22 protein-coding genes and 2 pseudogenes are annotated in these 22,164 nt (G+C 70.3%); 8 read left to right on the top strand and 16 right to left on the bottom strand.

What is annotated here, in order from left to right; genetic code table 11:
* Position 1: 1 nt before the first annotated feature.
* Complete coding sequence (locus AB0M73_RS39725) at positions 2-451, bottom strand: hypothetical protein (protein ID WP_363902703.1); 450 nt, start codon at positions 449-451, stop codon at positions 2-4.
* A gap of 249 nt (positions 452-700) precedes the next feature.
* Between AB0M73_RS39725 and AB0M73_RS39730 the strand changes: the two genes are divergently transcribed.
* Positions 701-3,685 (top strand): BTAD domain-containing putative transcriptional regulator, encoded by a 2,985-nt coding sequence (locus AB0M73_RS39730; RefSeq protein ID WP_363902706.1) that lies wholly within the window; start codon positions 701-703, stop codon positions 3,683-3,685.
* Here AB0M73_RS39730 and AB0M73_RS39735 read toward each other — a convergent pair.
* Genes AB0M73_RS39735 through AB0M73_RS39760 form a run of 6 tightly spaced genes read right to left on the bottom strand, consistent with a single transcriptional unit; the run spans position 3,649 to position 8,095 of the window.
* The gene (locus AB0M73_RS39735) at positions 3,649-4,380 is read right to left on the bottom strand and encodes a metallophosphoesterase (RefSeq protein WP_363902709.1); all 732 of its coding nucleotides are present in this window, start codon (positions 4,378-4,380) and stop codon (positions 3,649-3,651) included. The genes AB0M73_RS39730 and AB0M73_RS39735 overlap by 37 nt on opposite strands.
* Positions 4,377-4,625 (bottom strand): BON domain-containing protein, encoded by a 249-nt coding sequence (locus AB0M73_RS39740; protein ID WP_363902712.1) that lies wholly within the window; start codon positions 4,623-4,625, stop codon positions 4,377-4,379. The genes AB0M73_RS39735 and AB0M73_RS39740 overlap by 4 nt, the downstream gene beginning before the upstream one ends.
* Entirely contained in the window at positions 4,622-5,179 is a 558-nt protein-coding gene (locus AB0M73_RS39745; protein WP_363902799.1) for a nucleotidyltransferase family protein, read from the bottom strand. Before AB0M73_RS39745 ends, AB0M73_RS39740 begins: the two co-directional genes overlap by 4 nt.
* 48 nt (positions 5,180-5,227) lie before the next feature.
* Positions 5,228-6,169, bottom strand: coding sequence for a non-homologous end-joining DNA ligase (ligD, locus tag AB0M73_RS39750; RefSeq protein WP_363902715.1), 942 nt, complete (start codon positions 6,167-6,169; stop codon positions 5,228-5,230).
* A gap of 28 nt (positions 6,170-6,197) precedes the next feature.
* Positions 6,198-6,689: a metallophosphoesterase family protein gene (locus AB0M73_RS39755; RefSeq protein WP_363902718.1), complete on the bottom strand. Its 492-nt coding sequence runs from the start codon at positions 6,687-6,689 to the stop codon at positions 6,198-6,200.
* Positions 6,690-6,745: 56 nt separating this feature from the next.
* On the bottom strand, positions 6,746-8,095 hold the full coding sequence (locus tag AB0M73_RS39760; protein WP_363902721.1) for a beta-1,3-glucanase family protein: 1,350 nt from the start codon (positions 8,093-8,095) through the stop codon (positions 6,746-6,748).
* A gap of 231 nt (positions 8,096-8,326) precedes the next feature.
* Between AB0M73_RS39760 and AB0M73_RS39765 the strand changes: the two genes are divergently transcribed.
* Positions 8,327-10,090 carry a discoidin domain-containing protein gene (locus tag AB0M73_RS39765; RefSeq protein ID WP_363902724.1) on the top strand — a complete coding sequence of 588 codons (1,764 nt, stop codon included), beginning with the start codon at positions 8,327-8,329 and terminating at the stop codon, positions 10,088-10,090.
* 15 nt (positions 10,091-10,105) lie between these two features.
* Here the strand turns inward: AB0M73_RS39765 and AB0M73_RS39770 are convergent, their stop codons facing one another.
* Complete coding sequence (locus AB0M73_RS39770) at positions 10,106-10,825, bottom strand: SDR family oxidoreductase (protein WP_363902727.1); 720 nt, start codon at positions 10,823-10,825, stop codon at positions 10,106-10,108.
* A 54-nt stretch (positions 10,826-10,879) separates the two neighbouring features.
* On the opposite strand from AB0M73_RS39770, the gene AB0M73_RS39775 reads away from it, so the two are divergent.
* Positions 10,880-11,395, top strand: a complete 516-nt coding sequence (locus tag AB0M73_RS39775; RefSeq protein ID WP_363902730.1) for a MarR family transcriptional regulator — start codon at positions 10,880-10,882, stop codon at positions 11,393-11,395.
* 42 nt (positions 11,396-11,437) lie between these two features.
* Positions 11,438-12,229: a LuxR C-terminal-related transcriptional regulator gene (locus AB0M73_RS39780; RefSeq protein WP_363902733.1), complete on the top strand. Its 792-nt coding sequence runs from the start codon at positions 11,438-11,440 to the stop codon at positions 12,227-12,229.
* 1 nt (position 12,230) lies between these two features.
* Here AB0M73_RS39780 and AB0M73_RS39785 read toward each other — a convergent pair whose 3' ends face one another.
* Positions 12,231-12,893, bottom strand: coding sequence for a hypothetical protein (locus tag AB0M73_RS39785; RefSeq protein ID WP_363902736.1), 663 nt, complete (start codon positions 12,891-12,893; stop codon positions 12,231-12,233).
* 261 nt (positions 12,894-13,154) lie between these two features.
* Between AB0M73_RS39785 and AB0M73_RS39790 the strand changes: the two are divergent.
* Positions 13,155-14,225 (top strand): annotated as a pseudogene (locus AB0M73_RS39790) (transcription termination factor Rho, short form); the annotation flags it as partial.
* A gap of 16 nt (positions 14,226-14,241) precedes the next feature.
* Positions 14,242-15,114 carry an NAD-dependent protein deacetylase gene (locus AB0M73_RS39795; protein ID WP_363902739.1) on the top strand — a complete coding sequence of 291 codons (873 nt, stop codon included), beginning with the start codon at positions 14,242-14,244 and terminating at the stop codon, positions 15,112-15,114.
* A 48-nt stretch (positions 15,115-15,162) separates the two neighbouring features.
* Here AB0M73_RS39795 and AB0M73_RS39800 read toward each other — a convergent pair whose 3' ends face one another.
* The 4 genes and pseudogenes from AB0M73_RS39800 to pyrH form a co-directional block, all read right to left on the bottom strand.
* Complete coding sequence (locus AB0M73_RS39800; RefSeq protein ID WP_363902802.1) at positions 15,163-15,993, bottom strand: glutamate ABC transporter substrate-binding protein; 831 nt, start codon at positions 15,991-15,993, stop codon at positions 15,163-15,165.
* A gap of 401 nt (positions 15,994-16,394) precedes the next feature.
* Positions 16,395-17,294: a non-homologous end-joining DNA ligase gene (gene ligD, locus AB0M73_RS39805; protein WP_363902805.1), complete on the bottom strand. Its 900-nt coding sequence runs from the start codon at positions 17,292-17,294 to the stop codon at positions 16,395-16,397.
* 36 nt (positions 17,295-17,330) lie between these two features.
* Positions 17,331-17,762, bottom strand: a pseudogene (locus AB0M73_RS39810) (DNA polymerase ligase N-terminal domain-containing protein); the annotation flags it as partial.
* A 10-nt stretch (positions 17,763-17,772) separates the two neighbouring features.
* Positions 17,773-18,516, bottom strand: a complete 744-nt coding sequence (gene pyrH, locus AB0M73_RS39815; RefSeq protein ID WP_363902741.1) for a UMP kinase — start codon at positions 18,514-18,516, stop codon at positions 17,773-17,775.
* A gap of 55 nt (positions 18,517-18,571) precedes the next feature.
* Here pyrH and AB0M73_RS39820 point away from each other — a divergent pair, with 55 nt between their 5' ends.
* Both AB0M73_RS39820 and AB0M73_RS39825 read left to right on the top strand, forming a co-directional pair.
* Complete coding sequence (locus AB0M73_RS39820; protein ID WP_363902743.1) at positions 18,572-19,117, top strand: ElyC/SanA/YdcF family protein; 546 nt, start codon at positions 18,572-18,574, stop codon at positions 19,115-19,117.
* A gap of 163 nt (positions 19,118-19,280) precedes the next feature.
* Positions 19,281-19,934 carry a peroxiredoxin-like family protein gene (locus tag AB0M73_RS39825; RefSeq protein ID WP_363902746.1) on the top strand — a complete coding sequence of 218 codons (654 nt, stop codon included), beginning with the start codon at positions 19,281-19,283 and terminating at the stop codon, positions 19,932-19,934.
* On the opposite strand, the gene AB0M73_RS39830 is transcribed toward AB0M73_RS39825, so the two are convergent.
* The 3 genes from AB0M73_RS39830 to AB0M73_RS39840 form a co-directional block, all read right to left on the bottom strand.
* Positions 19,924-20,526 carry a TetR/AcrR family transcriptional regulator gene (locus AB0M73_RS39830; RefSeq protein ID WP_363902749.1) on the bottom strand — a complete coding sequence of 201 codons (603 nt, stop codon included), beginning with the start codon at positions 20,524-20,526 and terminating at the stop codon, positions 19,924-19,926. The genes AB0M73_RS39825 and AB0M73_RS39830 overlap by 11 nt on opposite strands.
* A gap of 9 nt (positions 20,527-20,535) precedes the next feature.
* Positions 20,536-21,132, bottom strand: coding sequence for an XRE family transcriptional regulator (locus tag AB0M73_RS39835; RefSeq protein ID WP_363902752.1), 597 nt, complete (start codon positions 21,130-21,132; stop codon positions 20,536-20,538).
* A gap of 117 nt (positions 21,133-21,249) precedes the next feature.
* On the bottom strand, positions 21,250-22,155 hold the full coding sequence (locus tag AB0M73_RS39840) for an aldo/keto reductase (RefSeq protein WP_363902755.1): 906 nt from the start codon (positions 22,153-22,155) through the stop codon (positions 21,250-21,252).
* Between the last annotated feature and the right edge of the window lie 9 nt (positions 22,156-22,164).

The following is a 22,164-nucleotide window of genomic DNA, read 5'->3' on the forward strand; positions in this document are numbered from 1 at the left end:
ATCAGCACCTGATTGACGTGTGGTTGTCCGGCGTGCTGCTGACGCCGGCGATGGAGACCCCGCCGAACGCGGCCGTGCAGGTGGTCAGCGTGTCCGTGCCAGGCGACCACAGCTCGCGCTGGTTGTGGTGGCCGATGGTGAGCCCGAGGTAGCGGTCGGCCTCCTGCTGGCTGGTGCTGCCGAAGGCGCCGATCGCCGTGCGCAGGGTGAAGCCCTTGCCGCTGTCCACGAAGCCCTGCCAGGCGTACACGTAGGCCCAGTTCCTGTTGCAGCCCTTGAACTGCTTGACCGAGGCGATGTGCTGGCCGCCGTAGTCGACGTAGGCCGTCGTGCCGATCTGCACCGTGCCCGAGCAGCCGGGGGCCGACTCGGCCTGGGCCGGGCCCGCGCCGAGCGTGGCCAGCGTCGCGGCCACCGCCACCAGGCCGAACAACAGTTTGCGAATCATCATGGTCCATCCCCTCTGCTGGGGGAACTCTCGCCGCCGGCCCTGACTTCGGCCTGACGGGTGCCGCGAACGAGGCCACCGACCGTGACTCAGGTCACCGTGACCCGGTCACGGCCCGGGGGCGTGACTTCGCGGCAACCGAGCACGAATCAGCTGCTGGCCGCGGACCGCACGCGACGCTGACTTTTCGCTGACGCCTCGATGTACAGTCGCTTTCGTTCGATCCCTGTCGAGTTCTGCGCAGTGGGGGCCATGTCCGGAGTCGGGTGGGAGTTCGGCGTGCTCGGGCCGCTACTGGCCCGGCACGAGGGCCGAACGGTCCAGTTGCGTTCGACCAAACAGCAGCTGCTGCTGGCGGTGTTGCTGGTGCGCGCCAACGAACCCGTCTCCGCGGACGACCTGGTCGACCGGCTGTGGGGCGAGGATCCGCCGGACGGCGCCCGGGCCACGTTGCAGACCCACGTGATGCGGCTGCGCAACACCCTTGGCGACAGCTCCCTGGTGCGGACCGTGCCGGGCGGCTACTCGATCCGGATCGAGCCGAGCGCCCTCGACCTTATCCGGTTCGACCGGCTGCGGTCGCAGGCCCGGCAGGCGGAACGCGCCGAGGACACGGCCGAGGAGGCGCGCCTGCTGACCGAGGCGCTGAGCCTCTGGCGCGGGCCGGCGTTCACCGGCCATCCGACCGAGTCGCTGCGGCTGGACGAGCGCCGGTGGGACGCGGTGGAGCGGCGCAACGAGGTCGAGCTGCGGCTCGGCCGGCACGAGGCGCTCGTCGACGAGCTGCGCGACCTTGTAACGCAACACCCGTTACGTGAGCGGTTCTGGGCCCAGCTGATCCTGGCTCTGCACCACGGCGGGCAGCAGGCGCAGGCCCTGGACGCGTACCGGCGCTGCTGCGAGGTGCTGGCCGACGAGCTGGGTATCGATCCGAACGCCGAGCTCAGGGAGCTGCACCAGGCCGTGCTGGGTGGCTCGGCCGAGCCGGTGAGCGTGCCACAGCGGGCGGAGCCGGCGTGGGCCCCGCGCTGCGAGCTGCCGCCGGCCGTGGCCACGCTGGCCGGGCGCACCGAGGACGTCGTCCGGATGACGCACAGCCTGCGGGCCGAGCGGGACTCGCGCCGGGTGTGGATGATCACCGGCCCCGGCGGCGTCGGCAAGACCAGCCTGGCCGTGCACGTCGCCCACCTGGTCCGCAGCTGCTACCCGGACGGCCAGCTGTACCTGGACCTGCAGTCGCAGGAACGCCCGGTGGAGCCGGCCGAGGCGCTGGACCGCCTGCTGCGCGGCCTGGGCACCCCCGGCGCGGCGATCCCGGCGGCGCTGGACCAGCGCGTCGCGCTGTACCGCGACCGGGTCGCCGACCGGCGGATCCTGGTCGTGCTGGACAACGCCGCGACCGAGGCCCAGGTCCGGCCGCTGCTGCCGGGCACGACCACGTCCGCCGCGCTCGTGACCAGCCGATCGGTGCTGGCCGGCCTGGAGTCGGCCCAGGTCCTGCCGCTGGCGGTGCTCACTCCCGGCGACGCCGTCCGGGTGCTGACCGAGGTGCTCGGCCCGGCGCGGGTGGCGGCGGAACCGGCGGCCGCCGAACAGCTCGTCGAGTACTGCGGCCGCCTGCCGCTGGCCCTGCGGGTCGCGGCGGCCCGGCTGGTCGCGCGGCCGCACTGGCGGCTGACGCAGCTGGCCGCCCGGCTGTCGGACGAGCGGCGACGGCTGGACGAGCTGCGGTTCGGCGACCTGGACGTGCGGGCCAGCCTGACGCTGAGCTACCGGGAGCTGGCCGAGCCGCAGCAGCGGGCGTTCCGGCTGCTGGCCCGGCTGGACACGCCCGACTTCCCGGCCTGGGTGGCCGGGCCGCTGCTCGGCGTCGACCCGGACACCGCCGAGGACCACGTCGAGGCGCTGGTCGACGCCCGGCTGGTGGACACCGTCGGCTGGGACGCCCTCGGGCAGACCCGCTACCGCCTGCACGACCTGCTCCGGGTGTTCGGCCGCGACCTCGGCGACGCCGACGACGCCGCGCTGGTCGCGCTGATGGACCAGTGGGTGGCGTTGGCCGAGTGCGCCGACCACAAGATCGCTCAGCGCGGCCCGCGGCTGGCCGTCAGCGACGCCGGTGTGCTGGGCGAGCGGCTGCTGGCCGACCCGACCGGCTGGTTCGACGCCGAGTGGATGACGCTGGGCGGGGTGATCGCCCAGTGCGCCGCCATGGGCCTGGCCGAGCAGACGGCCCGGCTGGCCATCGCCGGCGCCGCGGCCTGCGACTTGCGCGCCCGGTTCGACGACTGGGAGATGTCGAACGGGCTCGGCCTGGCCGCCGCCGTCGGCGCGACACCGGCCGAGGCGATCCTCGTGCAGCAGCGTGGCCTGCTGAACAGCCGTCAGCACCGCTTCGCCGACGCCCAGCGCGACTTCACCCGGGCCAAGGACGTCTTCGAGTACCTGGCCGACGCCGACGGCGCCGGCTACGCCTGGCACGGCGTCGGCTGGATGCACGAGTGGCTCGGCCGGCAGGCCGAGGCCAGGGCGTGCCACGAGATGGCGATGCGGCGCTTCGAGACCGCCGGCAACCGGCACGGGCAGGTCGACGTGCTGTGCTCGCTGGGCGCGATCGAGCGGCGGGCCGGCCGGAACTCCGCGGCCGAGGCGTACCTGCGCCGGGCCCTGGAGACGGCGACCGAGCTGGACGACCGGATGGGCATGCTGTCGGCGGCGCTGGAGCTGGGCCGGGTGCTGCACGCCCGCGGCGAGCTGGCCGGGGCCGTCGAGCAGATCCACGCCAGCCTGACCGACGCGCACCAGCTCGGCGACCCGGACCTGGTGGCCAACCTGCGGCTGACACTGGCCGAGACGTACCTGCGGATGGGCGCGAAGGACACCGCGCGCACCGAGGTGCAGCAGGCGCTGGTGTTCTTCGACGAGCACGACGACATGGCCGGCAAGGCGTGGGCGTGGCGGCTGCTGAGCTGGGTCGGGCTGCTGACCAACTCGCCGGAGTCGGCGCTGGCGCTGGCCGAGCGGGCCGTCGCCACGACCGAGGGCCTGGAGCTGCGGCAGGAACACGCCCGTGCGCTGCGGCAGCTCGGCCACGTGCTACATGCGGCCGGCAAGCCGGCGGACGCCGGACTGTGTTGGCGGCAGGCGGAAACCCTGTTGGACGACGCCGGTTTCCACGCCGAGGCGGCCGAGATCCGGGCTCACTCCGAGACGGTCGAGACCGGCTCCAACGTGTAGACCCGGTAGGCGGCCTGGATCACCGGCTGGGCCACGTTGCGCACCCGCACCCCGCCGGCGGTGGTGCCGGCCTCGCTGCCGTAGTGGGCGTGCCCGTGCACGGCGAGGTCGACGGCGCTGTCGTCGATCGCCTCGGCCAGCAGGTACGAGCCCAGGAACGGGAAGATCTCCGGCGGCTCGCCACGCAGCGTGTCGGCCGACGGCGAGTAGTGCGTCAAGGCCACCCGGACGTCGGCGGTCAGCCCCAGCAGCGCGGTCCGCAACTGCTCGGCGACGTCCTCCGTGTGATGGATGAACGCCTTCATCTCGCGCTCCCCGAAGGCATGCCCGCACTTGCCGGCGAACCCGCCGCCGAAGCCCTTGGCGCCGGCGATGCCGATCCGCGTGCCGTCGACGTCGATCACCGTTCCGCTGCCCTCCAGCACGGTGATGCCCCGGTCGGCCAGCAGCGCGGCGATCTTGTCCTCGGCGTCGGACTGGTGGTCGTGATTGCCCAGCACCGCCACGACCGGCACGTCCAGCTCGGCGAACTCGTCGGCGACGACCTCGCCCTCGGCCGCGGTGCCGAGCCGGGTCAGATCACCGGCTAGCAGCAGCACATCGGCCTGTTCGGCGATGCTTTCGTAAGACGGGCGCAGGGTTCCCCTCGTGTCGACGCCGAGATGCACGTCGCCGACGGCGGCGACCCGGATCATCGCAGATCCTCCTGTTCGGTCGGCGGATCCGCCCGCACGATGTGCACCTCGTTGTGCAGCACCATTCCGTCCGTGTGCTCGGTGACGACCTCGGCGATCGCCGCCCGGCGCTGCTCGCACGCGACATCCCCGGACAGGAACAGCTGGTCGCCGCGGATGCGCACGTGCACCCCCAGCTCCGCGGTCCGCGGGTCCTCGGCGAGCGCACGCCGCAGCGCGGCCACGTCGTACTGCGGCACGTTCACGGCACGACCTCCTCGATGTCCAATCGCTTGAGCAGCAACAGAAACGCCTCCGCGTACGGTGATTCGGCGGTGCGGTCCCACACCTGCTTCCAGTCGACCTGCTCGCGCAGCGCCCGCGCGATCGGCAGCACGTCGGTGAAATCGCAGCGATGCGGCCCGAACACCTTCAGCTTGTCCACCATCAGGTCGGTCGCGGTGGCCACCGGCATCTCCGCCGGCCCCACCCGCATCCACTCCGCCCGCTTGAGGACGTCCTCGGTGACGGGCTCCCGATTGGGGTGGTGCAACAGATCCACCAGCCGATCGCCGTCGTACACCTTGGCCAGCCAGTCAAGCGGCGTGTCGGCGGCGCGCATTCCCTGCGCCACCAAGGCACTCACCGCTCGCGGCGTGTCCTCTTCCCGCACGAGGACGTCCACGTCGTGCGTGGTGGGCGGGCCACCACGCGCATACACGGCGCATCCGCCGGTCAGCGCGAACGGCACGTCGGCGGCGTGCAACGTGTTCGCGACCTTGGCCAGCGAGCGCAGCAGCTCTTTCTGCTCCACTCTGATCGAATACCCGCTGCGGGCACGGCTAATCCGGCCAGCTGTTCGAGCCGGCTATTCGGGGCAGCGCACCTCGTCCGGGCGGCGGTCCGGCCGCAGTCCGCGCCACGAGGAGTGCCGCAGCACGCCGTCCACCGTGAACTTGCGGTACTCCACCTCGCCCACCCGCTCCGGCCGCAGCCAGTGCACCCGCCGCGCCCGTTCTCTCGGCACCGTGTTGACGAACGGAGGATCCTTGCGGGCCAAAGGTTCCAGTTCGCGTTGCAGGTCACGCAGCGCCTGGTCCGTGAAGCCCGTGCCGACGTCGCCGATGTACCGCAGCCCGCTGTCGTCGTACGCGCCGAGCAGCAGCGCCCCGATCGTGCCGTCCCGGCGGCCCTGCCCCGGCCGCCAGCCGCCCAGCACCACCTCCTGGGTGTGGATGAACGGGTGCTTGAGCCATTCCGTGCTGCGGCGGCCCGGGTGGTAGCGGGAGTTCGTGACCTTGGCGATCAGCCCCTCCAGCCGCGAGGCCGCCGCGATGCGCAGCAGCTCGTTCGGGTCGATGTCGGCGTGGTCGTAGTACGGCGTGATCGAGATCCTCGGGCTCGTCGCCCCCAGCTCCGCCAGCAGCTCCCGGCGTCGGCCGTACGGCTCGTCCGTCAGGTCCGTGTCGCCGACGCTCAGCAGGTCGAAGGCGAAGTACTGCACCTTCACCGCCCGGTTCTGGAGCAGGCTGAAGTCCGGGACCCCATTCCGGTCCAGCGCCACGATCTCCCCGTCGATGACCGCCGAGGTGGGCAGCCCCGGCTCCGTCAGCTCCGCGTACCTGACGGTTAAATCGTTGAGGTTCCTGCTGTTGAGCCGCGTCGTGCCGTCCTCGGCCACCCGCATTACCGCCCGGTACCCGTCCCATTTGAACTCGTACGACCACCCGTCGCCGTCCGGCAACTCTCCCCCGTCGGAGCTCGCCAGCATCGGCTCCACCGGCTCCGGCACCGCCGACCGTCCCGCCACGCCTGCCACCGTAACCCGGATGGAGTAGTCAGGCCACCGGGACTATTGCCGCCTCCACCAGCTGCCCTTCGGCCACCGTGAGCAGGCCGATCGTGCCGTGCGGCTGGCGACGGCGGTCGGTCGGCGAGCCCGGGTTGAAGATCCGCACGCCGGCCTCGGTGACGTCCATCGGGATGTGCGAGTGGCCGAACACCACGAGGTCGGCGCGTGGAAAGCGGCGTTGCATGCGAGCGGCCCGGCCGTCCTTGTGGCCGCTGTCGTGGATCATCGCCACCCGCAGGCCGTCGATGTCCAGCTCCAGCGCCTCCGGCGCGCCCCAGGCGGCGACGTCGGGACCGTCGTTGTTGCCGAGCACCACCTGTACTGGCGCGTACACCGCGAGCTCGTCCAGCACGGACGGCACGCACACGTCGCCCGCGTGCAGGATGAGGTCGGCGTCCCGCAGGTGCTCGGCCACCCTCGGCGGGCAGGCCTTCCACCGGCGCGGCGCGTGAGTGTCGGACAGCACCACTACTCGCACCGCACCAGCATGCCCGCTCGGCGGAACGATCGCCGTTCCGCCGAGCGGCACACGAGTCACCAGCCGACGGCGACCTCCAGCCACTGGGGGTTGCCGTGGGAGACGAAGGAGGACTGGCCGGCCACGTCGTCGTACGGGAAGCCGTAGGCGAGGTGGTTGATGCTGTGGTCGTGCCAGAACTTGGCGTAGTAGTTGCCGGGCGCGGCCTTGTAGAACTGCGACGGGTCCTGCTGCTGGGAGGAGGGCAGCTGGGCGGTGTGGCGGTTCAGGGCGGCGCACATGGTCGGGTTGCCGGCCATGGAGTTGGCGCAGCCGAAGATGAACTGCGTGGTCTCGTTGACGCCGACGGACTGGGCGTAGGAGGTGAAGTAGTTGGCGTACTGGCCGCCGGGCTGGAAGGCCGCGACGCTGCCGGGAGCGGGGATCCGGTACGGGGACTGGACCTGCGCGAGCTGCTTGAACTCGGCGGGCACCTCGTTGACGAACTTCTGGAAGGTCGCGGCGCGGTCCTCCTGGAAGGTCTGGTAGTCCTCACCGACCTGGACGTCGTAGCCGTCGTGCGCGTGCAGGCGCATGGCCAGCTTGAGCCCGAAGGCGTCGACCCGGGTGGTGTTGCCGTTGAACACCGCTGCCCCGACCGTGAACTCGATGAAGTCGAAGTACTGGCTGGTGGGCGAGCCGAGGTAGAAGTACATGCGGCCGGCGGAGTTGGCCGGCATGTCGAGGTAGGGCTGCTCGGCGATGGAGTGGGTCTGGCCGTTGAAGCTCCAGTACACCTGGCTGTCCGGGTACTTGCCGTTGGTGCGGTTGAGGATCTTCACCTCGACCACGTTGTTGGCGGCGGGAATGGTGCTGGTGTCGCCCCAGAAGGAGTCGGGCGGGGCGCCGGTGCCACCGCCGCCGGGGTTGGAGCCGCCGCCGGCGCCGAAGACCTGGAACTCGAACAGCGAGTAGCCGTACGGAGTGCCGCGCTGCGTGCCGTACATGCGCACGTAGCGTCCGGATCCGGTCACGTTCAGCGTTTGCGTGCCGCCGGCACCGGTGGTGGTGGCGTAGATGTCCTTCCAACTGGCGTTGTCGTCGGAGACCTGGATCTGGAAGGCCTTGCCGTACGCGGCCTCCCAGTTCAGCACGACCTGGTTGATCGTGGCGGCGCCGCCGAGGTCGATCTCGATCCACTGCGGGTCGCTGAAGGCCGATGACCAGCGGGTGCCGGTGTTGCCGTCGACCGCGTTGGCCGCGCCGAAACCGGCGTTCTCTGTGGACGATGACGTGGCGGCCTTGCCTTGCGAGATCAGCGTTCCCGCGGCGTGCGCGGGAACGGCGCCGAACAGGGTGGCCGTCATGGCGGCGACGGCGAGCAGCAGCGATCCGCGAAGTCGTCGTCGCGGTGCGGTGGTGGACATGGTCTCTCCTGAGCCGACAGGGGGCAGGGGGAGAGCGCTCTCAACGGGCAGGTTCATACGATTACGGCCAGATGTCAAGGATGTTGACGCGTCTGGCGGCACACCCCTTGACGTCAACGGAATCGAGGGAGATGCTTCCTCGTGAGAGCGCTCTCGCAATGCTCCCTGTTACCTACGTCGGTGACGCCTCCCGCCAGATGCGGTCGCCCTGCCCGCCCGCAAGGAGTGCCCATGTCGATCAGGGACAAGTGTGCGCGCCTGGTCCGCTCGCCCGGACGGCTCGCCACCGGCCTGCTCGCGTTGACCCTGACAGCCACCAGCGCGGTCGCCATGACCGCGCCGACGATCGTGGAGGCCGCCGTCGCGCAGCCCTCCGCAGTGCCCGCCCCACCGGCGGGCTTCACCACCACCTGGAGCGACGACTTCACCGGCGCCGCGAACACCGGCCTTGACACCGGAACCTGGCGCTACGACGCCGGTCCCGGTTCCAGCTTCGGCACCGGCGAGATCGAGACGACCACCACCAGCACCGACAACGTCTACCACGACGGCAACGGCCACCTGGTGCTCAAGGCCCTGCATTCCGGCGGTGACCCGAATTCCGGCTGGACGTCCGGTCGTGTCGAGACCCAGGCCGACGGCTTCGGCGCCCAGCCCGGCGGCGTGGTGCGGATCCAGGCCTCCATCCAGCAGCCCGACCTGTCCACGGCCAACGGGGCCGGATATTGGCCGGCATTCTGGATGTTGGGCGCGCCGCTGCGGATCGGCCAGGTGTGGCCCGGTTCCGGCGAGGTCGACATCCTCGAGGACATCAACGGCCGCAGCTCCCTGTTCGGCACGCTGCACTGCGGCGTCAGCCCCGGCGGCCCGTGCAACGAGGGCACCGGCCTCGGCAGCGGTGAACGAGCCTGCGGCGGCTGCCAGACCGGCTACCACACCTACGCCGTCGAGCTCGACCGCTCCACCTCGCCCGAGCAGATCCGCTGGTACCTCGACGGGACGCAGTACTTCTCGTTGAGCTCCAACCAGGTCGACGCCACCACCTGGGCCAACGCCGTCGACCACAGCTACTTCATCATCTTCGACCTGGCCATCGGCGGCGCCTTCCCGGCCGCGTTCGGCGGCGGCCCCAACGCCGCCACCGCGTCCGGCGGGTCGTTGAACGTCGACTACGTGGCCGTGTACAACAAGTCGCCCAACTACGGCACCAACATCGCCCAGGGCAAGCCCACCACCGCGTCGTCGGCCGAGAGCGCGCAGTTCCCGGCGTCCAACGCCACCGACGGCGACATCACCACGCGGTGGTCCTCCACCTTCAGCGATCCCCAGTGGCTGCAGGTCGACCTCGGGCAGAACTACAACCTCAACCACGCCACCCTGACCTGGGAGGCCGCCACCGCGTCGGCGTACCAGCTACAGACCTCCACCGACGGCGCCAACTGGGCAACGGCCTACACCAACAACAACTCCCCACAGGACATACAGTCCACACCATTGTCGGCCACCGCCCGCTACGTGCGGGTCCTGGCCACCGGCCGGGCTTCCCAGTGGGGCGATTCCCTCTACGAGCTGGCGTTGTACGGTTCGCCGACCTCCGGTGGTGGCACCGGTTCCCTGCTGTCGCAGGGAAAGACCGCCACCTCCTCGTCGTCCGAGAACACCGGTTTCACCGCTGCCAACGCCGTTGACGGCAACACCGGCACGCGCTGGTCGTCCGCCTTCAGCGACCCCCAGTGGCTCCAGGTCGACCTCGGCGCCACCCACGCCATCAGCCGCGTCGATCTGAGCTGGGAAGCCGCCTACGCCAAGGCCTTCCAGATCCAGACGTCCAATGACGGCAGCACCTGGTCGAACATCTACAGCACCACCACCGGCGCCGGCGGCAACCAGTCGCTGCCCGTGTCCGGCTCCGGCCGCTACGTCCGCGTGAACGGGACGGCCCGGGCCACCCAGTACGGCTACTCGCTGTGGGAGTTCCAGGTCTTCGGCAGCTGAACTGAACGGTTCACGTCAACGGGTGGTGTGCGCGCCCCCGTTGACGTGAACCGTCTGCCCGGTGATGTGCCGTGCCCCCGTCGACGCCAGGAATTCCACCGTCGCCGCGATGTCGTCCGGGTTGCCGGCGCGTCCCGTGTGGGTGGCGGCGATCAGGGCCTCGCGGCGCTGATCGGTGAGCCGGCCCTGGAAGAAGTCGGTTTCCTCGATGTAGCCCGGCGACACCAGGTTGGCCGTCAGGCCCCGCGGCCCGATCGCGGCCGACAGTCCGGCCGTCCACGCATGCAACGCCGCCTTCGCTGCGCCGTAGCCGCTGCCGGCGTACTCCGCGCCGATCGAGCCCACGTTGATCACCGTGCCGCCGGGGCGCAGCTTGTCGAGCACCGCCGTGGTGGTGAGGACGGCGCTGAGCAGGTTGGCATCCAGGTTCGCGCGCCAGGACGCCGCCACGTCAGCCAGGTCGGTCGCCGACGGCCGACCGATATCCGTGTTGCCTCCGGCCATGTTGACCACCACGTCCAACTCCGGCCCGATCGCCTCGGCCAGTTCCCGCACCTGGCGCGGATCGGCGGCGTCGCAGGCGATCGGCTCGGCGTCGATCTCCTTCGCGGTCGCCGCCAGCCGCGCCCCGTCCCGCCCGGTGATCACCACCGTGTCCCCGGCCCGGCGAAACCGGGCCGCGACCGCCTTGCCGATGCCGCCGCTACCGCCCGTGACCAGCACCTTGCGCGTCATGACCAACCCTCTCGCTGCTATGTTTAGCGCTAAACGTAGCTAGGAGGCAGGGCGATGTCCAACTATCCGCTCGACGATCCGGTGCCGACCTGGCCTGTCGCGGACATCGTGGAGGCGTGGACGCGTGAGCTGCCGGGGGCGGCCACCGACTCGATCGCGGTGATCACGCCGCTCTGGCGCACGGCCAAGGCGTTGGCCGACGATCGGCGGCGGACGCTGGCGGCGCTGGGGGTCGATCCGTCGACGCTGGATCTGCTCAGCGTGATCCGGCGCGCGGGAGAGCCGTACGAGCTGACGACCCGGGAGATCACGCGCCGCACGCTGGTCACGGCGGGCGCGATCTCGCAGCGGATCGGCCGCGCCGAGGAAGCCGGTCTGGTGGAGCGGGCGCCGTCGACGGCGTCGCGGCGGGCCGTGGCCGTGAGGCTCACGGATGCCGGACACCGTCTGATCGAGCAGACCGTGCGGCAGCTGCTGGAACACGAGGCCGGGCTGGTCGAATCGCTCAGCGCGAAGGAGAGGCACGCGCTGGCCGGGTGCCTGGCGAAGATCGATGCGGCCCTGGGGTGACGTGCGCTATACATGGGGCTGTCCGAATTCTGAGGGGAATCCATGGGCGGCCTGTCGACGCGGGACTACGAGCGCATGCTGGACCTGGCGGCCGCGGTGATGGACACGGCGGCGCCGGAGTCCCCGTGGCCCCTGGTGGCGGAGGAGCTGGCGCGGGCGCTGGGCGGCACGATGGTGCTGCTGTCGGACGTGAACGGCCCGGCGGGGACGGCGCGGGTGGAGGCCTGGGCGCCGGAGTGGGTGGGCTCGCTGCCGCTGGATCGGTTGCTGCGCAAGGGACTTGACGGCGGCCATCCGCTGCCGGAGCACTATGCCCGCACGGGGGATCAACGCCCGCTGGCGGTGACCGACGTGGCGGAGATGAGCGTGTGGCGGCGAACGGAGGCGTACGCGACGCTGCACGAGACGGTGGGAGTGGTGCGGCACATCGCGATTCCCTTGCCGGCCAAGGCGAAGGGGCAGTTCCGGACGTTCGTGGTGCATCGCGACGGCGGAGAATTCGATGACCGGGAGCGGAGTTACGTGCGCCGGATGCAGCCGCTGCTGGTGAGTGTCGACCGCTTCGTACGCCAGCTCACCGAGTGGGCCGAGTCCGTGCGACAACAGGAGCAGCCCCTGGAGTCGGCGGCCGAGACGAAGCTGACGCCACGCGAGATCGCCGTGCTCAGCCTCCTGGCCGACGGCATGACGGCCGAGGCGATCGGCCGCCGGCTGGGCATCTCCAACCGGACGGTCCACAAGCACACCGAGAACCTCTACCGGAAGCTCTCCGCCACCGACCGCCTGATGGCCGTCCTCCGCGCCCAGGGCATGGGCCTGCTGCCGACGCGCTGACCTACTTGGCGATCCGGTCCGTCCGGTCGCCGTCCGAGGTGAACGCGACGCCACGGGCGCGAGGCACGGTGGGCAGCCCGCCGATGGGGTAGTCCAGCGCCTGCAGGATGTCGTCGGGCAGGGATTCGGCCGGCACGCCCACGCGGAGCAGGAGTTCCCGGACCTGGACGGACTCGGAGCGGGTGAGGATGTCGATGACGCCGGCCCGCAGCAGGCTGAGCCGCCGGCTGAAGCGCTGGATGTCGACGGGCCGGCCGCCACGCAGGTCGAGCCACTCGGCCTGGTGCTTGCGGGCCATCTCGGTCAGCCGCACGTAGTCGAGCAGGCTGGTGCCGGAGCCGGAGCGGGGCACGTCGGTGAACTCGGAGCCGTCGATGACCGGCTGCGGCCACTGGCGGTGGTAGTCGGCGGCGGACGAGGCGCGATAGGCCCACAGGAATACGCCACCGCCCTCCGTTGTTTCCACCAGGAGAGACCGGTCCGGCAGGCCGTATATCGACGCGATCCGAGCGGCGGCAGCCGCCGCCAGCTGCGGAGTCGTCCCGCTGACATGACCGCACCAGCCGTGCGGCGTGGGCATCGGGTCCAGGACGGCGCCGGGCAGCGGACCATCGGAAGAAGCGACGTCACGCCTCCACACCGCCACGATCTCGCCACGCTGCATGCGAGAACGATAGCGCCCCGGATGATCATGCTACGGAGCGAGCCGCCGGGAACACACTTGCGCGGCCCGGGCCGAGTGCCCTACCATCCGCATTGTCTACCTCAAGTGGGTGCGGATCACTCCCCCACCAGAGGAACTCACCACCGAGATCCATCACCGCAGCCTTCTGCGAGAGATCTCTGTCCGCGGCCTGCCTGCCGCATCCATCGAAGCAAGGAACACAAACCCATGAACACCAACAACAACACCGAGTTCGAGGATGTCGGCGGCATCCTCGACATCGTCAACAACCGAGCCTTCCTCAGGGTCGACGGCTACCTTCCCGGCCCCGACGACGTCCAGGTCACCACGACGCAGGTCCGCGACAGCGGGCTGCGCCGGGGCGACTCCGTCACCGGAAAGGCCACCGCCGCAGGGAAACTGGTCGGCGTGGACACGGTCAACGGCCAGCGGCCGGGCTATCGCCGTCCGCAGTTCGAGAACCTGACCCCGTTGTACCCCAACGAAAGGCTCCGCCTGGAGACCGAGCCGCACCTGCTCACGACCCGGGTCGCCGACCTGGTGACGCCGGTCGGCAAGGGCCAGCGCGCCCTGGTCGTCGCCCCGCCGAAGGCGGGCAAGACCTCTGTGCTGCAAGCGATCGCGCACGGCATCAGCAAGAACCACCCGGAGTGCCACCTGATGCTGGTGCTCGTGGGCGAACGCCCGGAGGAGGTCACGGACCTGGCCCGATCGGTGCCGGGCGAGGTGATCGCGGCGACGTTCGACCAGCCCTCCAGGGAGCACACGGCCATCGCCGAGCTGGCCATCGAGCGGGCCAAGCGCCTGGTCGAGATGGGCCGGGACGTGGTGGTGCTGCTGGACTCCCTGACCCGGCTGGGCCGCGCCTACAACCTGTCGGCCCCGAACTCGGGCCGCATCCTGTCCGGCGGCATCGACGCCGGCGCGCTGGCCCCGCCGAAGAAGTTCCTGGCGGCGGCCCGCAACATCGAGGACGGCGGCTCGCTGACCATCTTCGCCACGGCGCTGGTCGACACCGGCTCGCTGGGCGACAATCTGATCTTCGAGGAGTTCAAGGCCACCGGCAACGCCGAGCTGCGCCTGGACCGCAAGATCGCGGCCAAGCGGGTGTTCCCGGCCGTGGACGTGACCGGCTCCGGCACCCGCCACGAGGAGCTGCTGATGACGCCGGCCGAGCTCGCCGCCACCCGCCGCATGCGCCGGGCCCTGGAGGGCCGGGACGTGGACGTGCTGCTGGACGGCCTGCGCAAGACCAGCACCAACGCCGACTTCCTGGTGCAGATCACGCAGACCACACCGCCGGCCCGCTGAAACGTAAGCTGCAAAGGTGCGGACTCGACCGACCCTGACCTGGACCGATCCCGGTGCGGAGCTGCCGCGCACCACCAGCTTGACCGAGGTTGTCGACGTTGTCGGGCGCGGCCGGGTCGCCGTGCTCAGCGGCGCGGGCCTCTCCACCGAGTCGGGCATCCCCGACTACCGCGGCGACGAAGGCAGCCTGCGCCGGCACACCCCGATGACCTACGACGACTTCGTGGCCACCGAGCACGGCCGCCGGCGGTACTGGGCCCGGAGCCACGTCGGCTGGCGCACCATCGCCCGCGCGGCCCCGAACGACGGCCATCGTGCCGTCGCCGAGCTGCAGAAACGCGGCCTGCTGACCGGCGTCATCACGCAGAACGTGGACGGCCTGCACCAGGCCAGCGGGGCCACCGACGTGATCGAGCTGCACGGCAGCCTGGACCGCGTGATCTGCCTCGGCTGCCGCGAGACCTCGCCCCGCGACGAGCTGGACCGGCGCCTGCACGCCGTGAATCCCGACTTCGGTGGCGTCGCCACCCGCATCAACCCGGACGGCGACGTCGAGCTGGACGAGCAGGTGGTGGCCGGGTTCTCCCTGGTCGACTGCGGCGGGTGCGACCAGGGCGTGCTCAAGCCGGACGTCGTGTTCTTCGGCGAGAACGTGCCGCGCCCACGGGTCGAGCAGTGCTACCAGCTGGTCGACGACTCCGATGCCCTGCTGGTGCTGGGTTCCTCCCTGACCGTCATGTCCGGCCTGCGTTTCGTGCGGCACGCCGCCCGCGCCGGCAAGCCGGTGCTGATCATCAACAAGGGCCGGACCCGGGGCGACAAGGAGGCCACGGTGCGGGTCGACCGCCCGCTCGGCCAGGCCCTGACCGAACTCGTCGGCTCGGTCTGACGGCGGGGCGCCCCGGCGACGGATCCCGCCGCCGGAGGCCCGAAGCCCTCAGTGCTCGGTGATGGCCGGCGGTGAGGGCAGCTGGTAGCCGGAGGCGCCGAGATTGGCCTGCGCCGACGCCCGCCACGCCCCGCTGGTGATCATCTTCCGCAGCGCGGCGTCCACTTTGGCCATGCCGTCGGGGTCGCCCTTGCGCAGGCCGATGCCGTAGGCGTCGTTGGTGAAGGGCTTGCCGACAATGCGGAGCAGCTCAGGGTTCTGCGCCGCGTAGCCGGCCAGGATCACGTCACCGGTGGTGACGGCGTCGACGATGCCGGCCAGCAGGGCCGTGATGCAGTCGGTGTACCGCGGGTACTCGACCAGGGCGACCTCGTGCGCGAACTTGTCCTTCACGGCCTGGGCCGACGTCGTGTTGGGCACCGTGCAGAGCTTCTTGCCGTTCAACGACTGCGGCCCGGTGATCGAGGGGTCGTCCAGCCGCACCAACAGGTCCTGCCCGAGGGTGAAGTACGGGCCGGCGAAGTCGACCAGCTTCTTGCGCTCGTCGCTGATCGTGTACGCGGCGACCACCATGTCGACCTTGGCGCTGGTCAGCAGCGTCTCCCGGTAGGTGGGCTGGGCCTCCTTCCAGGTGATGTTCTCCGGGCTGACGCCCAGCTCGTTGGCCACGTACTTGGCCACGTCCACGTCGAAGCCCTTGAACTCCCCGTTGAGCGTGCGCTCACCCAGCCCGGGTTGATCGAACCGGATGCCGATGGTCAGGTGGCCCTGACCGGCGTCCGCACTCAGCGATCCGGCCGGCCCCTTCGATCCGCAGGCAGCGACAAATGTCAGGGCGGCCAGCACAGCAGTAATCCGCACCAAACCACGGCGGCGCATGGTCATGCCTCCTCAAGTTCGCATTGCATGGCAAAACAAACCTCAGGCAGGCAGACCTGAACTTCATCCACATCTTAACTTATGAACTGGATCACAGGCCAGGTCGCAATAGCGGTCACCACTGTCCGAATCTCCACATCCATGCACGTCAACTGCCATATCCGCAGAGCATTTGGGCCGCAACGATCCCTATACACGAATGGACCACGTGATGGTCCCGTCATGGGATGACTACGGTATACAAATCGCCGCCGCGTGATGCTATTGGCACCCACGGTATTCACGACGGCCTTCGTTGACGCGTCGCAACCACCGGCGACGCTCACGATAAATGTGCGAAATAGGTCCACACCCACGCTGGACAACGAGTCACCGTGCCCAAATCGAACCGCATCGACACCCTAAGGACGCGGCAGCCGGCCCGGCTCCTTGTGCAGATCGGCCAGCAGGTCGCCGTGCTTGGCCAGGCGGGCCAGGACGTCCGGCGCGGTGAAGGTGACGTCGGCCGGCTTGCGGCAGCGTTCGACCTCACGCCACGTGACGGGCGTGGACACGGTCGGCATGTCGCGAGCCCGCAGCGAGTACGGCGCGACGGTGGTCTTGGCCGGGTTGTTCTGGCTCCAGTCGACAAAAACCCGGCCACCACGACGGGCCTTGGCCATCACGGCGACGTACCGGTCGGGGTGGGCGGACGCAAGGCGCTGAGCCACGGCCTTGGCGTACTCGGAGGTGCGCTCCGGGTCGCGGACCTGAACCGGGACGTACATCTGAAGCCCCTTGGAGCCGCTGGTCTTGGGGAAGCCGGTCAACCCGTCCTCGGCCAGGATCTCCCGGATCAGCAGGGCGGCCTCGCAGCACTCGACGACGGTGGTGTCGGGGCCCGGATCGAGGTCGAAGACCAGCAGATCGGGCGGCCGCACGCCGCCGCGCGGGCCGACGGTCCACTGTGGAACGTGCAGCTCCAGGGCCGCCAGGTTGGCCGACCACACCAGGCCCGGCAGGTCGTCGATCATGGCGAAGTCGAGGGTCTCGGCCCCGCGCGAGCTGCCCGGCGTGGGCAAGGTCATGGTGCGCAACCACTCCGGCGCGTGGCGGGAGACGTTCTTCTCGAAGAAGGACTGCGAGTCCACGCCGTCGGGAAAGCGCTTCAGCGTCACCGGCCGCTCGGCCAGATGCGCCAACAGCACCGGCGCGACCTGGCGGTAGTAGTCGATGACGTGCGCCTTGGTGAAGCCGTCGGCCGGATAGAGGATCTTCTCCAGGTTGGTCAGCTTCAGCCGCCGCCCCTCGACCTCGACCATGGTCGAGGTGTTGATCCGCTTGCCACGCTTGCGGACCAGCCAGTCCTTGTCCTCCTTGTGGATGAACACATAGCGCCCGTCGAGCTGTGTTCCGTGGAAGGTCACGTCGATCTCGTAGTCGGTCCACTTGTGCGTCTCGTACGTGCCACGGTCCCAAATGGACACGTGACCGCCGCCGTACTCCCCCTTGGGAATGTCGCCCTCGAACGAGGCGTACTCCATGGGGTGGTCCTCGGTGTGCACGGCCAGCCGCACCGCGCCGGGATTCATCACCAGCCCCTTGGGCACGGCCCACGACACCAGGACGCCATCTCGTTCGAACCGCACGTCGTAGTGCAGCCGGGTGGCGTGATGCTCCTGCACCACAAAGACGTCGTCGTCGCCGACGGGCAGCGGACCGTCCGCGGGCACCGGCTCCGGAGTGCGCCGGGCATCCCGTTTCCGCCGGTACTCGTGAAGATCGGCCATGAAAGCCAGGCTACCGCCGATCGTGCGCGTGCACCGATCGCTCGACGTCCGGCCCGATATAGGTGCCCAGCCGCTCGCCGCCGCAGATCGCCGCCATCACGCCCGTGCGCTCGATGTCGAACACGTGCATCGGCAGCTTGTGGTCGCGGGCCAGGATGAACGCGGACTGGTCCATCACGCCCAGCTCGTTGTCCAGCACGTGGGCGTAGGTCAACCGGGCGAAGCGCAGCGCCTCCGGATGCTGGTTCGGGTCGCTGTCGTAGACGCCGTCGACGCCGTGCTTGGCCACCAGCAACGCGTCGGCGCCGATCTCGATGGCCCGCTGCACGCTGGGATAGTCGGTGGTCAGGAACGGCTGCCCGATCCCGCCGGCCAGGATGACCACGGACCCCTTCTCCAGATGGTGCACCGCCCGCAGCCGGATGTACGGCTCGGCCACGGCGTCGATCGGCACGGCGGTCATCACCCGCACGTCGTGCTCGCCCAGCGCGGTGAGCCGCCCGCGCAGCAGCAGGCTGTTGATGACCGTGCCGAGCATGCCGATGTTGTCCGCTTCGACCCGGTCGATGCCCCACGCCTCGGATCTGTTGCCCCGAAAGACATTGCCACCGCCGACGACCACCGCCACCTGGATGCCCAGCCGCCGCACGGAGATCACTTCGGACGCCAGGTGATCCAGCGCGGCGGCGCTGAATCCGTACTCGTCGGGCCCGGCGATGGCCCGGCCGCTCAGCTTCACCACGATGCGACGCACGACACGGAGCCTAGATCCCGGCAACGTCCGCGCGCGATGGAACGATGTACCGGTCATGGAGCAGCCGGTCACCACCACCTGGCGTCGCAAGCTGGCCGTGGTCGTGGTGTTGGTGCTGGTGGTGTTCGGCGTGGCCACGGTGCGCCTGTTCGTGCTGCCGGACCTGAACCCGCTGCCCGCGCACGCCGACGCGATCATCGAGCTGGCCGGTCCGGGTAATCGGGACGCGACGACCATGGCGCTGGTGCGCTCCGGCCGGGCGCCGGTGGTCGCGCAGTCGACGGTGCCGGTCGAGGCCGGCACGCACCGGTGCCTGCCGGCGGTCGAGGGCGTCGAGGTGCTGTGCTTCAACCCCGACCCCGGCACCACCCGCGGCGAGGCCCGCTACATCGGCGAGATGGCGGCGCAGCGGCACTGGCGGTCGGTCATCATCGTCACCACGCCCGATCACGCCCTGCGCGCGCAGCTGCGGATCAGCCGGTGCTTCCCGGGCACGATCTCCGTGGCGACCTCGCCGCTGCCCTGGTGGGACTGGTTCCGGCAGATCCCGTACCAGTGGGCGGCCAGCGCCAAGGCCCTGGTGTTCCAGACCGACTGCTGACCTGCCGGAATCCGTATTTCGGTGTGACGCTAAGCGGGACTCGCGGGGGTTCCGAAGTCGACATATGAGTGCCCGAGAGCGGGACTCGCGGTGTTTTGGAGTTGACACTCCAGAATTGGCGGGGTGGAATGGAGTGAACACTCCACTATGAAGGCTGGGGATCGTGACGATCGCGGAGCAGGTCGAACAGATGCAGGCCGGTATGGCGGGCCAGCTGCCGGCAGAGGTGGCACGGCCGTTCACCGAGGAGCAGCAGGGGCTGGACGCGGCGGGGACGCCGTCGGGGGTGGCCGAGCCGGGCAGCCCGATGCCGGACGGTGAGCTGCTGGACGCCCACGGACAGCCGACCACGCTGGCCGAGGTCACGCGAGGAAAGCCGGCGGTGGTGGTCTTCTACCGCGGCGCCTGGTGCCCGTACTGCAACGTCGCGCTGCGGGCATACGAAGCGGAACTGGTGCCGGAGTTGACCGCGCGTGGCGCAACGCTGGTCGCCCTCAGCCCGCAGAAGCCCGACGGCTCGCTGAGCATGCGGGAGACCAACGCCCTCACGTACGCCGTGGTGTCGGATCCCGGCAACCAGATCGCCGGCAAGCTGGGCATCCTCACCGCGCCGACCGACGCGGCCGTCGGCGCCCAGAAGGCGCTGGGAATGGACCTGACCAGCATCAACGCGGACGGCACGGTCGCGCTGCCGATGCCGACGACCGTCGTGCTGGACGCGGACGGCGTGATCCGCTGGATCGACGTGCACCCGAACTACACCACCCGCACCGAGGCGTCGGAGATCCTCGCGGCGCTGGACGAGATCAGGCCGTGAACGACTCGATGTAGTCGATCACCTGCGTCAGCGAGATCTCCAGCATCACGGTGTCGCGCCGCAGCTGGGTCAGCGCCAGGCCGCCCTGCAAGGTGGTCAGCAGGGTGATCGCCAGCTGGTCCGGGTCGGCCTCGCGGCGCAGCTCCCCGCGGTCGCGCATGGCGTGCAGGCCGTCCCGGATCGCCCGCTCCCAGCGGTTGAAGCCCAGCACGACGTCGGCCCGGGCGTCGGCGTCGTGCTCGGCGATCTCCGAGCCCAGCGAGCCGATCGGGCAGCCGCCGCGGCACTCCAGCTCGCGCTGCAGGGCCACGATGGCGTCGGCCCAGGCCCGCAGCGACGCCACGGAGTCCAGCCGGGCCAGCATCTGCTCCTGGTGGCCCACGACGACCTCGGTCTGGTGCGCGATCACCGCCCGTACCAGGGCCTTCTTGTCGCGGAAGTAGTGGTAGACCTGCGACGTGCTGACCTCGGCCGCGGTCTGCACGTCCTCGGTGCTGGTGCCGGCCACGCCGTGCTCGAACATCAGCAGCGCGGCGGCCGAGACGATCCGCTCACGGGTCGCCCGCCCCTTGGCAGTCAGGCGCTCGGTCATGACCCCAGTTTACGGACCGTCCACTCCAGAATTCCTGGGCGCGGCCCGGACGTGCATCCGCTCCCCCTGGGGGCCGAACAGGCTCAGGACCTCCACCGGGCGGTCGTCGCCGTTGCCGAACCAGTGCGGCACGTGCGTGTCGAACTCCGCCACCTCCCCCGCCTTCAGCACGATGTCGTGCTCGCCCAGGACCAGCCGCAGCCGCCCGGTCAGCACGTACAGCCACTCGTAGCCCTCGTGCGTCTTGAGGTCCGGTTCGAGGCGGACGCCGGCCGGGATGATGTGCTTGAACGCCCGCAGGCCGCCGGGCTGGCGGTTGAGCGGGATCATCGTCTCGTCGCCGCGGCGGAACGGCTTCAGATGCACCCTCGGGTCGCCGGTCGGCGGGGCGCCCACGAGCTCGTCGAGGGGCACCTGATAGGCCTTGGCCAGTGGCAGCAGCAGCTCCAGGCTCGGTCGGCGGCCGCCCGACTCCAGGCGGGACAGCGTGCTCACCGAGATGCCGGTCGCCTTGGACAGCGCCGCCAGCGTGATGTTGCGCTGCTCCCGCAGGGCCCGCAGCCGCGGCCCCACCTCCGTCAGCACCTGCTCCAGCTCGTCACCCACCACCCCATCGCAGTTTCAGCAACCCCCATTGTCAATTCGGCACGCCCGCGATACCCCCGACATGCAGGGAAGGACGCCTTACCCTCGTTGAACGCGGGTAAGGCGTCCTTCCCTGCATCAGGCCGAGGCGGCGGTGAGGGCGTCGAGGTGGGGCTGGGTGAGGTGGAGGGAGGGGGCGGCCAGGAGGGCGGGGAGCTGGTCGAGCTTGCGGGCGCTGGCGATGGGGGCGGCGACCTGCTTGCGCGAGCCGAGCCAGGCCAGGGCGATGGTCGCGAGCTCGGCGCCGGTGGCGGCGGCAATGGCGTCCAGGGCGGCGAGCACCTTGCGTCCACGCTCGGAGTCGACGTACTGGGCCACGCCGCCGGCGCGCACGGAGTCGGCGGTCACGCCGGGGCGGTGCTTGCCGGTCAGGAAGCCCATGGCCAGCGAGAAGTACGGGAACACGGCCAGGTCGAACTTCTCGGCCACGGCGGCCAGCGGCCCCTCGTAGGTGTCGCGGGACATCAGGCTGTAGTGCGGCTGCAGCGCGACGTAGGCGGCCTTGCCGTTGCTGGCGGAGTACTCCAGGGACTCGGTCAGACGCTCGGGCGACAGGTTGGAGGCGGCGATCTCCCGCACCTTGCCCGCCCGGACCAGCTCGTCGAGGGTGTCGATGATCTCGGGGACGGTCACCGTCTCGTCGTCGTGGTGGGTGTAGAGCAGGTCGATCCGGTCGGTCCCGAGCCGCTGGAGGCAGCCATCGACGGCGGCCCGCATGGTCGCCGGCCGGAGGCCCGGGTGGTTCGCGTCGTCGGGCCAGCCGATCTTGGTCGCGATCACCACGCCGTCCCGCTTGCCCCACTGCCCGATGTAGCTCTCGGACAGCGTGCCGCCGTACAGCGCGGCGGTGTCCACGTGGTCGCCGCCGCCGTCGACGAAGGCGTCGAGGATCCGGGCCGCACCGGGAGCGTCCACGGAGCGCCCGAAGACGTTGGTGCCCAGGCAGCGCGGGCCGACGGTGAGGGAGCCGATCGTTGTGGTCATACAACCGAC

It is taken from the genome of Kutzneria sp. NPDC051319 (assembly GCF_040682195.1).
GTDB lineage: Bacteria > Actinomycetota > Actinomycetes > Mycobacteriales > Pseudonocardiaceae > Kutzneria.

Bases quoted from the DNA above. Each gene is read 5' to 3' on its own strand.
- AB0M73_RS39830 (WP_363902749.1), bottom strand. From the start codon at position 20,526: ATGACCGAGCGCCTGACTGCCAAGGGGCGGGCGACCCGTGAGCGGATC.
- AB0M73_RS39735 (WP_363902709.1), bottom strand. From the start codon at position 4,380: ATGATCCGGGTCGCCGCCGTCGGCGACGTGCATCTCGGCGTCGACACG.
- AB0M73_RS39765 (WP_363902724.1), top strand. From the start codon at position 8,327: ATGTCGATCAGGGACAAGTGTGCGCGCCTGGTCCGCTCGCCCGGACGG.
- ligD (WP_363902805.1), bottom strand. From the start codon at position 17,294: ATGGTCGAGGTCGAGGGGCGGCGGCTGAAGCTGACCAACCTGGAGAAG.
- AB0M73_RS39770 (WP_363902727.1), bottom strand. From the start codon at position 10,825: ATGACGCGCAAGGTGCTGGTCACGGGCGGTAGCGGCGGCATCGGCAAG.
- AB0M73_RS39780 (WP_363902733.1), top strand. From the start codon at position 11,438: ATGGGCGGCCTGTCGACGCGGGACTACGAGCGCATGCTGGACCTGGCG.
- AB0M73_RS39730 (WP_363902706.1), top strand. From the start codon at position 701: ATGTCCGGAGTCGGGTGGGAGTTCGGCGTGCTCGGGCCGCTACTGGCC.
- AB0M73_RS39785 (WP_363902736.1), bottom strand. From the start codon at position 12,893: ATGCAGCGTGGCGAGATCGTGGCGGTGTGGAGGCGTGACGTCGCTTCT.
- AB0M73_RS39760 (WP_363902721.1), bottom strand. From the start codon at position 8,095: ATGTCCACCACCGCACCGCGACGACGACTTCGCGGATCGCTGCTGCTC.
- AB0M73_RS39800 (WP_363902802.1), bottom strand. From the start codon at position 15,993: ATGCGCCGCCGTGGTTTGGTGCGGATTACTGCTGTGCTGGCCGCCCTG.
- AB0M73_RS39820 (WP_363902743.1), top strand. From the start codon at position 18,572: ATGGAGCAGCCGGTCACCACCACCTGGCGTCGCAAGCTGGCCGTGGTC.
- AB0M73_RS39775 (WP_363902730.1), top strand. From the start codon at position 10,880: ATGTCCAACTATCCGCTCGACGATCCGGTGCCGACCTGGCCTGTCGCG.
- AB0M73_RS39840 (WP_363902755.1), bottom strand. From the start codon at position 22,155: ATGACCACAACGATCGGCTCCCTCACCGTCGGCCCGCGCTGCCTGGGC.
- AB0M73_RS39725 (WP_363902703.1), bottom strand. From the start codon at position 451: ATGATGATTCGCAAACTGTTGTTCGGCCTGGTGGCGGTGGCCGCGACG.